Origin of the sequence: Mesorhizobium sp. M7A.F.Ca.US.014.04.1.1, from assembly GCF_003998745.1 — a bacterium.
Classification (GTDB): Bacteria; Pseudomonadota; Alphaproteobacteria; order Rhizobiales; family Rhizobiaceae; genus Mesorhizobium; species Mesorhizobium ciceri.
The window spans coordinates 1-9912 of sequence record NZ_RZRW01000015.1; the positions used below are offsets into that span (position 1 = coordinate 1).

Below are 9912 nucleotides of genomic sequence, written 5' to 3' on the forward strand. Positions count from 1 at the left end.
TAAGCGTTGCCGCTTGTATGGCTCCAGACGTGGCTGGGCTACTTCTTCTTGGCGCGGGCCGGTTTCTTGGCGGGTTCCGCCGGCGCGTTGGCGAGGTCTTCCGCTTCCTTGGCGAGACGCAGTGCCCGCAGCTTGTTGGTCTTGGCCTGGCGGGCGTCGCTCTCGGCGGCGTATTCGGCCATCGCCTTCTGGCGGACGGTTGCCGCCTCTTCCTGCTTCTTGAAGCGCAGGTCGGCGCGTGCGCGGGCAGCATCCCGAGAGTTCTCAACCAAGACCTTATCCAATCCCGTGAATTGTGATTTTCCGCTTCTTCTAGCAGAGCCGGCCCCAAAACGGGAAAATAAGTTGGTTACGCGGCCGGGCTGGCGGCGAGGGCCTTGCTGGCAACCACGGCCTCGTAGGCGGCCTGCAAGGTCGCGCGGACAGAAGGGCCAGACATTGTATCGAGCGGCATGCCGAGATGTTCGTGCCGCAACTCGTCCATGAATTTGTCCCACATAGGCTGTCCGCCCTTTTCCAGCAGTTCGGCGCGGATCGACAATTCGTCGCTGACCGGCAGCCAGACGCGGCCCCAGGCGCCGAGATGGGCCAGGATCGGAACCAGCGTGATCGCCATCTCGGTCAGGCTGTAAATCGCCTTCTGCTTGTGCGAGGGATCGTCGGCCTTGGTCAGCATGCCCAGCTCCATCAGGCGCTTCAGCCGGTCGGCGAGGATGTTGGAGGCGATGCCTTCCATCGATCCGTTGAGCAGCTCGCGAAAATGGCGCCTGCCGCCGAAGATCATGTCGCGAAGGATGATCAGGCTCCAGCGGTCGCCGAAGACTTCCAGCGACAGATTGATCGGGCACCCGGACCGGCGATCCATGCTCATGAGATTTTTCTCCAAAACCGGTTGCATTATCGTAGCAGTTTTATTATCGTGCAACCGATTGCAAAATGCAATCAGTTTTGCAGAGAGGAGACTGCGTGATGAGGACCACCGAACGCCCTGAGATTATATCCGAAGTCTTTGGCGATCCGGCGAACCCGCCGCTGTTGCTGATCATGGGAGCGATGGCCTCGATGCTGTGGTGGCCGGAGGCGTTCTGCCGGAAACTGGCCGGTGCCGGCCTGTTCGTGATCCGCTACGACAATCGCGATACCGGCCGTTCGACGAAATACAAGCCGGGAGAGCCGCCCTACACGTTCGATGATATGGCCGACGATGCAATGCATGTTCTGGACGACCACGGCATCGGCAAGGCGCATGTCGTCGGGATGTCGATGGGCGGCATGATCGCGCAGCTTGTGGCGTTGAAACATCCCTCGCGTGTCGTATCTCTGACTGTGATCAGCAGTTCGCCGGTGGGAATCGACACATCCGGCCTTCCCGGGACGACCGAAGCCTACATGGAACACTCGGCCGAGGGCGCCAAAGTCGATTGGTCGGACCGTGGTCAAGTGGTCGATTTCATCGTCAGGGATGCACGGGCGATCGCCAGCACCACGCATCCATTCGATGCGGCGGGGATACGGGCCTTTGTCGAGCAGGATTACGACCGCTCCGGCGGCTTCCTGAGCGCGACCAACCATTTCATGCTCAAGGGCGGCGCCGCCTGGAAGGGCCGCCTGCACGAGATCGCGGCGCCGCTGCTGGTCATTCACGGCACGGCGGATCCGATCTTTCCGGTCGAACACGGCGAGGCGCTGGCCGAGACGGTCACCGGCGCAAGACTCATTCGCATCGAAGGTGGCGGCCACGAGCTGCATCCGGACGACTGGGCCGAGATGTCCGCAGCGATCATCGCGCATGTCCAAGCCGGTTGAAGCAGCATAGGCTGGTTTGACGGACAAGGCTAACCGCAACAGGCGTGCCGCAGGGTAGCGGCCACCGACAATCCACGAAACAGACGAGCAAAAAATGTCCCTGACACTTCATTTCCATCCGCTGGCCTCCTTCTGCTGGAAGCCGTTGATCGCGCTGTACGAGAACGCCACGCCGTTCACGCCTGTCATCGTCGACCTTGGCGATGCTGAATCGCGCGCGGCCTTCCTGAAGATCTCGCCGGCCGGCAAGATGCCGGCGCTGCGCGACGATGCGCGTGGCCGTACGGTGCTGGAATCGAGCATCCTCGTCGAATATCTGGCCGCGCACTATCCGGGGCCGGTCGACCTCGTTCCCGCCGAGATCGACATGGCGTTGGCCGTCCGCCAAGCTGACCGTTTCTATGATTTCTATGTGCAGGAGCCGATGCAGAAGATTGTCGGCGACCGGTTGCGCCCCGGCGACAAGACCGACCCGTTCGGCGTCGAGCAGGCTCGCGACCGGTTGCGCAATTCCTACGCCATCATCGAACAGGACATGCAGTCGAAGATCTGGGCGATGGGCGACAGCTTCACCATGGCCGATTGCGCAGCCTCCCCCGCGCTGTTCTATGCCAACAAGGTCGAGCCGTTGGGCGACAGGTACCCGGCTGTGAAGCGCTATCACGACCGCCTGCTGCAGCGCCCCGCCTTCGCTCGGGTGATCGGGGAGGCGCAGCCCTACTTCAAGTTCTTCCCCTACAACAACGGTTGATCGGGTCAGGTTTCCCAGAACTGATCGAGCCAGATGTTGAGTTTGAGGAAGCCAGTGCCGCTCACCGTGTAGACGCGCCTTGTTCCTTCCGGCTTGGCGTGGACCAGGCCGGCATCGAGCAGCACTTTCAGATGTTGCGACACGGCTGGGCGCGAGACCGGCAAGCCGGCGGCCAGTTCGGTGACGGTTTTCGGGCCGCGGCGAAGTTCTTCCAGAAGATGGCGCCGGTTGGGATCGGCAATCGCCATGAAGGCGTCGGAAAACATCATGCCTGTATTAGTGAGGCAAAGCCTTTCGAATCTCAACCGTCTGCTTCTGCTTTTCTTCTGGGATCAAGCCGCAATGCTTCCGGGGTGACCGAGCGGTCGGCCGGCTGCGTCTTGAAGGCGTCACGATCCCCGATCGGCACCGGCGCGCGGCGGCTGATGCGCAGCAGCGTGTAGCCCGCCAGGCAGAGATGCGCGAAGGCGGTCGCCAGGAACAGACCTTCCGGGCGCATCCAGCCCATCAGGGCAGCCGCAAGCAAAGGTCCGATCATCGTGCCGAAGCCATAGAGCAGCAACAGCCCGCCAGATACCTTGACGAAATCCTCCGAGCGCGCGTGGTCGTTGGCATGCGCCACGGCGATGGAATAGAGCGTATAGGCGAAGGCGCCATAGGCGGCGGTGAAGACGATGACGAAGACGCCGGAGCGTGGCTCGAACAGGAAGATCATGAGCGCGAAGAAGGCCCCGCCGAAAGCCGCCCCCGCCAGCACGAAGCGCCGGTCGGTCTTGTCGGACAGGCGCCCGGCCGGAAGCTGCATGGCGGCACCGGCAACGACCACAAGGCTCATCATCAGGGCGATCTCGGCCGTGGAAATGCCGATGCGCGCACCATAGACTGCGCCAAGCGTGCCCCAGGCGCCGTTGGCGATGCCGATCAGCACGCAAGCGACCGCCGACACCGGCGAATTGGCATAAAGGCCCCTGACATCAAGTGAGACATCCTGCAGCGGCTTGGGGTGGGAGGCGGTCGAGACCGCCGTCGGAATGAGCGACAGGCAAAACAGGATGCCGGTGATCATGAACAGCGACGCGGACTTCACGTCGCCGCCGGCGACGATCATCTGCCCACCCATGATCGAGGCATAAGTCACCATCATGTAGAGGCCGAAGACGGTGCCACGGTTCTCGTTGGTGGCCTTCTCGTTCAACCAGCTTTCGATGACCATGAAGGCGCCGGCCATGGTGAAGCCGGTGAAGGCGCGCAGCAGGATCCAGACATACTCGTCGATGATCAGCCCGGTGAGCAGCGCCACGATGGCGCCGGATGCGGCAAAGGCGCCAAAGGCGCGCACGTGGCCGGCGCGGCGCACGATGCGCGGTGCGAAGAAGCAGCCGGTGACGAAGCCGCCGGCCCAGGCCGTGCCCATCAGGCCGAGCGATGCGGTCGAGAAGCCTTCCAACTGACCGCGCAGGGGCAGAAGCAGCCCATGCAAACCAGATGCCGCGAGCAGGAAAGCGGTGCCGCGAAGCAGCGAGAGGATCGGTCGGTAGGTTGCGAACATTGGTTGATCCGGCTCAGGTTTGGCGGGGACGCTGGGTCTGAAGACAGTCGCATTCGGGCTTTTCGGCGGCGGGCTTTACGCCCGAGCGCCTATCTGCGGCGGAACAGTGCTTCGGCCGCGGATTTGGTGGTGTCCTTGGCCTTGAGTTCGGCTTCCAGGCGGGCGATTTCGTCGCGCAGGATGCCGATCCGCTCAGTCAAGTCGCTGACGGAAAGCAATGACAGGTCCTGCCCGATCTCGTGCGGGCGCGCCTTCTTCTTGGGTTCGTCGTCGAAGATCGCCATCGTCGCTCCTCCTCCGCCAAGACCAGATTGGCCATTTGCCTGATTTGGCAATCAGCATACATAGGGCAGGGGCGTCGATGCAAACAGCCGATCGGACAACGGCGAGGAAAGACGGGAAATCTCATGGCGAGCGGACAGAAAATTCCGGCAAGGATGACGGCCATCGCGATCTCGGAGCCGGGTGGCCCTCGGGTGCTGAAGCCGGAAACACGCGACGTGCCGCAGCCCGGCCCCGGCGAGATCCTGATCAAGGTGCATGCCGCCGGCGTCAACCGGCCCGACGTCCAGCAGCGCAAAGGCGCCTATCCGCCACCGCCCGGCGCATCCGACCTGCCGGGCCTCGAGGCATCGGGTGAAGTCGCCGCCCTTGGCGACGACATATCACGCTGGCGCATTGGCGACCGCGTCTGTGCGCTGACGCCCGGCGGCGGCTATGCCGAATATGTCAAGGTCCATGCAGGGAGCGTGCTGCCGTTGCCCGCCGGCTTCACCCACACCGAAGCCGCGGCGGTGCCGGAGAATTACTTCACCGTCTGGCACAATGTGTTCGAGCGTGGCGGCCTCAAGAAAGGCGAGACGCTGCTCGTCCATGGCGGCTCGTCCGGCATCGGCACGACAGCAATCCAGCTTGCCTCCGCCTTCGGCGCCTATGTCATCACCACTGCCGGCAGCAAGGAGAAATGCGACGCCTGCCTGAAGCTCGGCGCCGACCGGGCGATCAATTATCGCGAGGCGGATTTCGTCGCCGCGGTGAAGGAGGCAACGGGTGGCAAAGGCGCCAATGTCATCCTCGACATGGTCGGCGGCGACTATGTGGCGCGCAATTATGAGGCCGCGGCGGTCGAAGGCCGCATCGTCCAGATCGCCGTTCAGGCCGGCGCTGTCGCAAGCGCGGACTTTTCGAAGATCATGGTCAAGCGGCTTACCCACACAGGTTCGACGCTGAGGCCGCGAACCGTCGAGTTCAAGGCGGCGATCGCGGCGGCGCTGGAAGCGCAGGTGTGGCCGCTGCTCGGCACGCGCAAGGTTGCCCCTGTGATGGACATGATCTTCCCGCTCAGCGAAGCCTGGCGGGCGCATGAGCGCATGGAAGAGGGTGAGCATATCGGCAAGATCGTGCTCGACGTAGGCTGACAGCGCGCGAGGTCAGCGCCTCGCTGCCCACAAGATGAACAGAAGCTTAATGCTGCAATGCAGCATTTGCATCATTGCTATGCAAAATCAGCCATTCAAGTCCTCATCGATGACGCCTATTTGAGCACCATCGAAACGAACATCATTCTGGAGGGACTACCATGAACCCGATCCGCGCTTTCCGTAACTGGCGTATGTACACCGAGACCGTCCGCGAACTGAACCGTCTCAACGCACGTCAGCTCAGCGATCTCGGCATCAACCGCGCCGACATCGAAAAGATCGCCCGCAGGGCTATCTAAAGCCACGTCCTGGTCCGCTCCGGCGGGCCCAAGCCGTGGAAGCCAGAGCCGCACCAGACGAACTTTGTCGCGGTTCCGAGCCCGCTGGACCCAGTCCGGCGGGTTTTGTCGTTTTGGGCGGGAGATCAACGACCGTCCCAACCGATACCGGCCATCGAGCAGGGTTGACCTCGGTTTCCTGCATGGCATCTTGGCTCGGCGCTTTCACAAGGGCGAACCCTGATGGAAGCAGCGGCTCCGGCATGACAGGGGTGCCCCTATCTCAACCGATCTTTGCCAAGACCGGAACTCGCCAGCGAAGCCAGCTTGTCGTTCTGTTCAAGAGCGCGGAACGTTTTCGGTAAGTACCCACGGCTTCCGGTCTTTGCTCCAAAAACGTTGCGAAAGGACCCGAGAGCGGTTATACAGACCGCGAATTTCCCATTTTGGTGGCTCTAAACCACCGCCCGCGCGGGAACGCGGGCGAACGAGAAGGATTTGTAAAAATGGCCAATACGCTGCTGATGCCCAAGGCGACCGCCGTCTGGCTGGTCGACAATACCGCACTTTCCTTCGAGCAGATCGCGCAGTTCTGCGGACTGCATCCGCTCGAGGTCAAGGCAATCGCCGATGGCGAAGCGGCGCAAGGCATCAAGGGCATGGACCCGATCATGACCGGACAGCTGACCCGCGACGAGATCGCCCGTGCCGAGAAGGACCCGAACCAGCGCCTGAAGCTTTCGGACCCCAAGGTGCGGGTGCCCGAATCCAAGCGCAAGGGTCCGCGCTACACGCCGCTGTCGAAGCGCCAGGACCGGCCGAACGCGATTCTGTGGCTGGTGCGCAACCATCCCGAGCTCAAGGACGCGCAGATCTCGCGTCTCGTCGGCACCACCAAGTCGACGATCGAGCAGATCCGCGAGCGCAAGCACTGGAACTCAGCCAATCTGCAGCCGATGGACCCGGTGACGCTGGGTCTCGCCTCGCAGATCGACCTCGACATGGAAGTCAACCGCGCCTCGCGCGGCCGCGAACAGGCGCAGCCGGTCGGCGACACGCTGCTGCCGGCGGCCCTGACCGAGCGGTTGGTGCCGGCTCCCGAGAAGCCGAAGGACGAGGACGCCGAACTCGACGCCAACGCCGTGTTCGCCAAGCTCTCGGCCTTGAAGTCGAAGAACACGGACAATGACGACGACGAGTGAGGTTGTCTGATATCCAAGAAAAAGCCCGCTTCGAGCGGGCTTTTTTCTAACTGCGTCGGGTCTCAGCTTCGCGCGGCGCGGTCCGGCGCCATGCCATAGTCCTCGCTGCGCTCCACCGCGCGGTAGAAGTCGGCAAGCTGCTTGCCGCGCTCCGGCTTGAAGATGCGGCCGGCGATGACCACCGAGGCGATGCGATCGATGCGGAAGGCGCGGAAATCGTCGCGCATCTCGCACCAGGCGACCAGCGTCCACACCTTGCCCCAGAACCACAGGCCGAGCGGGCGGATATCGCGGGCGGTGCCGCGGCCGGCCTCGTCGGAATAGTCGATGGTCAGCACCTGGCGCTTTTCGACCGCGCGCTCGATCAGGTCGATCGCCTCGCGGGCGGCGTCGCTGACCACCCACATCGGTGTGTGGATCTCGGTGCGGGCGATGCGGTCTTTCTCCGCATCGGGCAATACGGCGCCGATCTTGACCAGCGCTTCGTCGGCGGCCCGCGCCATGGCGGCACCGCCAAAGGCACGCACCATGCGGGCGCCGGCGACCAGCGCGACGATCTCGTCACGCGTGAACATCAGCGGCGGAAGGTCGAAACCCTCCCTCATCATGTAGCCAACGCCGGCCTCGCCGTCGATCGGCACTCCGGTCGACTGCAAATCGGCAATGTCGCGATAGATGGTTCGCTCGGAAACTTCGAGCCATGTGCCGAGCTTCTGGGCGGTGACCAATCGGCCACCGCGCAGATGCTGCACGATCTGGAAGAGCCTGTCGGCGCGGCGCATCGTATGGTCCCTCGGCGTTGTCTCTATGCATGCCGCCCGAAACCGGTCCACCTCTGGGTGGCATGCATCGTGTTTTCGCGCATGCCGTTATCCCAAAACCGCAGAACACTTTTGGGCGGCATGCCTCATGGTTTCAGCCCTTCGCGCTTGCGCTGCGCGGCGACGAACTCCGCGCCGAAGGACAATTTCTTCGTCGTCGGTGTTTTCGCATCGAGCACGCGCCAGAACGGTGCCACGTCACTCGGCGTCATGCCGCGCTGGAGGTCCTCGTTGGCGGCTTCGGCAACAGTGCGCAGATGATAGCCTATGGTGACCGGGCATGTCACTTCGGCGCCATGCTCGACGGCAAGTGCTGTACGCAGCGCACGCACATCCATCTCGACGCCTTCGGGAATCGAGCGGATGAAATCATCGACCTGGCGCGCTGTCGGCACCAGCATAGGCTGGCCTTCGACGACATCGGCCATCGTGCGCGGCGTCGGCTTGACGCCGTTGATGCCTGGTGTGCTCAGTCTGTCGTTCCAACTCTTCATCGATCGTCCTTTCGACCGCCGATGCACGGGTGCCCTAAGCTGGCACCATTGCACGGCCCTCCTGACAGCATACTGTCAGGAGGCTTCAGCATACTCCTTGGCAAACAGCGTTCGCATCCGAGCGAGATCGCTGCCTCTTTCGGGGTAGAGCGTCTTCAGAAAGGCGAGCGCGAAGGTGCCCGGCGCCGAGCCTGGCGCGGAAACAATTTTGCCGTCGGCCATGGCATGCGGCACATCCTGATAGAGGCTGTCGCCGGCATAGCCGGCCTCATGACCATTGATCCAGTCGCGGCCATTGCTCGTATGCCTGGCCTTCTCGAACAGGCCGGCGCGGGCTAGCGCCAGCGTGCCGGCGCAGATGCCGCCGACCACGCCGCCGCGCGATGCAACAGCATTGAGCAGATCAGCAACATCGGGCGGTGCCTTGCCGGCCCACTCATCGGAGCCGATCACGGCGATGGCGTCGAGATCATCATTCTCATCCGCCCCGGCCGATCGATCGGGCGTCAGCCGAAAGCCGCTGATCCCGGTCACTGGGTTGCCATCAGGCGTCAGCGACACGGCACGGGCGCCGAACCATTCGACCGCCGAGGCCGCCAGCAGCCCATACTCCCAGTCGGCAAAACCTTCGATGAAAAGGAAACCGATCGTCTTCTGTTCGGGCATAGGCTCGCTCCCATCCTCACGCACCGGACCTGTTATCTGGGCGTTGACGCGCCCACATCCAATCGCCGGGTCGAAAAATTGGCTTCAATTGCCCCGAGGGCCACGGTCCGCATACATGTCCGGCCAGCCGATATCCTTGCGAATATCCGCCGGCAGCGAGTTCATGAACCGCTGGGTGCGGATCTCGTTGCGCATCGTGCGGATCTTGCCGACATAGTGCTGCATGCCGCGCAGAATGGTGTAACCGTTCATGGCCAGTCTCCTCTCTCTGTATGGAGGTACTATCGCATACCCCTCCTGACAGCAGTCTGTCAGGAGGATGTCAGGCGCGAGACGATAGTTGCGACCAGTGCGCGCGACGCAGGCAAGGCATCGCTTTTCGCCGCATAGAACGGTGCCGAAGGCAGGTTCGCGACTTCCGATTGTTCATAGCGACGACGTGCTCTGGGCGCCGCTGTTCAGTTTCCGGCGACGGACTGTCGGAATACGAGGCCTTCAGCGGGGTGACCGCAGTTCTGATATGGAGGGAGAAAATTGTTCCCCAACAGCAGGGAGACGACGATGAGCTTGCAACTGACAGGTATCCACCATCTGACCGCCATCACCGCCAATGCGCCTGGCAATCTTCATTTTTATACGAAGGTGCTGGGTCTGCGGCTGGTCAAGAAGACCGTAAACCAGGACGACACCTCGGCCTACCACCTCTTCTATGCCGACGGCGAAGCGACACCGGGCACCGACCTTACCTTCTTCGACTGGCCGGTCGGCCGCGAGCGGCGCGGCACGCACAGCATCGTGCGGACCAGCCTCAGGGTCGGCAGCCAGGAGAGCCTTGCCTGGTGGAAGCAACACTTGACCGACGAAGGCCTGGCAACAGGAGAGATCGGCGACATCGGCGGTTATTTTGGACCTGGGTTTGAAAAA

At 62.8% G+C, this 9912-nt stretch carries 15 protein-coding genes; 6 read left to right on the forward strand and 9 right to left on the reverse strand.

Annotated elements, in window-relative coordinates; genetic code table 11:
• Positions 1-38 precede the first annotated feature (38 nt).
• Together EOA22_RS02005 and EOA22_RS02010 are read right to left on the reverse strand one after the other, a co-directional pair.
• Positions 39-272, reverse strand: coding sequence for a hypothetical protein (locus EOA22_RS02005; protein ID WP_013529228.1), 234 nt, complete (start codon positions 270-272; stop codon positions 39-41).
• Positions 273-349: 77 nt separating this feature from the next.
• Positions 350-871: a helix-turn-helix domain-containing protein gene (locus EOA22_RS02010; protein ID WP_013529229.1), complete on the reverse strand. Its 522-nt coding sequence runs from the start codon at positions 869-871 to the stop codon at positions 350-352.
• 98 nt (positions 872-969) lie between these two features.
• Between EOA22_RS02010 and EOA22_RS02015 the strand changes: the two genes are divergently transcribed.
• Together EOA22_RS02015 and EOA22_RS02020 are read left to right on the forward strand one after the other, a co-directional pair.
• A complete protein-coding gene (locus EOA22_RS02015; RefSeq protein ID WP_063169164.1) occupies positions 970-1806 on the forward strand; it encodes an alpha/beta hydrolase in 837 nt (278 codons plus the stop codon).
• Between the two features lie 94 nt (positions 1807-1900).
• Positions 1901-2557 carry a glutathione S-transferase family protein gene (locus EOA22_RS02020; protein ID WP_063169163.1) on the forward strand — a complete coding sequence of 219 codons (657 nt, stop codon included), beginning with the start codon at positions 1901-1903 and terminating at the stop codon, positions 2555-2557.
• 5 nt (positions 2558-2562) lie between these two features.
• Here EOA22_RS02020 and EOA22_RS02025 read toward each other — a convergent pair whose 3' ends face one another.
• The 3 genes from EOA22_RS02025 to EOA22_RS02035 form a co-directional block, all read right to left on the reverse strand.
• Complete coding sequence (locus EOA22_RS02025; RefSeq protein ID WP_063169162.1) at positions 2563-2826, reverse strand: metalloregulator ArsR/SmtB family transcription factor; 264 nt, start codon at positions 2824-2826, stop codon at positions 2563-2565.
• A 32-nt stretch (positions 2827-2858) separates the two neighbouring features.
• On the reverse strand, positions 2859-4106 hold the full coding sequence (locus EOA22_RS02030; RefSeq protein ID WP_024502978.1) for an MFS transporter: 1248 nt from the start codon (positions 4104-4106) through the stop codon (positions 2859-2861).
• An 89-nt stretch (positions 4107-4195) separates the two neighbouring features.
• Positions 4196-4390, reverse strand: coding sequence for a DUF1192 domain-containing protein (locus EOA22_RS02035; protein WP_063169161.1), 195 nt, complete (start codon positions 4388-4390; stop codon positions 4196-4198).
• A 123-nt stretch (positions 4391-4513) separates the two neighbouring features.
• On the opposite strand from EOA22_RS02035, the gene EOA22_RS02040 reads away from it, so the two are divergent.
• From EOA22_RS02040 to EOA22_RS02050, 3 genes are all read left to right on the forward strand, one after another.
• Complete coding sequence (locus EOA22_RS02040) at positions 4514-5524, forward strand: NAD(P)H-quinone oxidoreductase (RefSeq protein ID WP_013529235.1); 1011 nt, start codon at positions 4514-4516, stop codon at positions 5522-5524.
• A gap of 161 nt (positions 5525-5685) precedes the next feature.
• Positions 5686-5826 carry a DUF1127 domain-containing protein gene (locus tag EOA22_RS02045; RefSeq protein WP_013529236.1) on the forward strand — a complete coding sequence of 47 codons (141 nt, stop codon included), beginning with the start codon at positions 5686-5688 and terminating at the stop codon, positions 5824-5826.
• Positions 5827-6311: 485 nt separating this feature from the next.
• A complete protein-coding gene (locus tag EOA22_RS02050) occupies positions 6312-7007 on the forward strand; it encodes a DUF1013 domain-containing protein (RefSeq protein WP_013529237.1) in 696 nt (231 codons plus the stop codon).
• Between the two features lie 62 nt (positions 7008-7069).
• Here EOA22_RS02050 and EOA22_RS02055 read toward each other — a convergent pair whose 3' ends face one another.
• The 4 genes from EOA22_RS02055 to EOA22_RS02070 all read right to left on the reverse strand — a co-directional run bounded on the left by EOA22_RS02055 (position 7070) and on the right by EOA22_RS02070 (position 9240).
• Positions 7070-7789 (reverse strand): YafY family protein, encoded by a 720-nt coding sequence (locus EOA22_RS02055; RefSeq protein ID WP_013529238.1) that lies wholly within the window; start codon positions 7787-7789, stop codon positions 7070-7072.
• 125 nt (positions 7790-7914) lie between these two features.
• Complete coding sequence (locus tag EOA22_RS02060) at positions 7915-8322, reverse strand: hypothetical protein (RefSeq protein ID WP_063169160.1); 408 nt, start codon at positions 8320-8322, stop codon at positions 7915-7917.
• A 75-nt stretch (positions 8323-8397) separates the two neighbouring features.
• Positions 8398-8988 (reverse strand): DJ-1/PfpI family protein, encoded by a 591-nt coding sequence (locus tag EOA22_RS02065; RefSeq protein ID WP_063169159.1) that lies wholly within the window; start codon positions 8986-8988, stop codon positions 8398-8400.
• An 84-nt stretch (positions 8989-9072) separates the two neighbouring features.
• Complete coding sequence (locus EOA22_RS02070; RefSeq protein ID WP_013529241.1) at positions 9073-9240, reverse strand: hypothetical protein; 168 nt, start codon at positions 9238-9240, stop codon at positions 9073-9075.
• 309 nt (positions 9241-9549) lie between these two features.
• Between EOA22_RS02070 and EOA22_RS38550 the strand changes: the two genes are divergently transcribed.
• Positions 9550-9912, forward strand: a 363-nt coding sequence (locus tag EOA22_RS38550) for a VOC family protein (RefSeq protein ID WP_245478581.1), incomplete at its 3' end; no start/stop codon positions are given.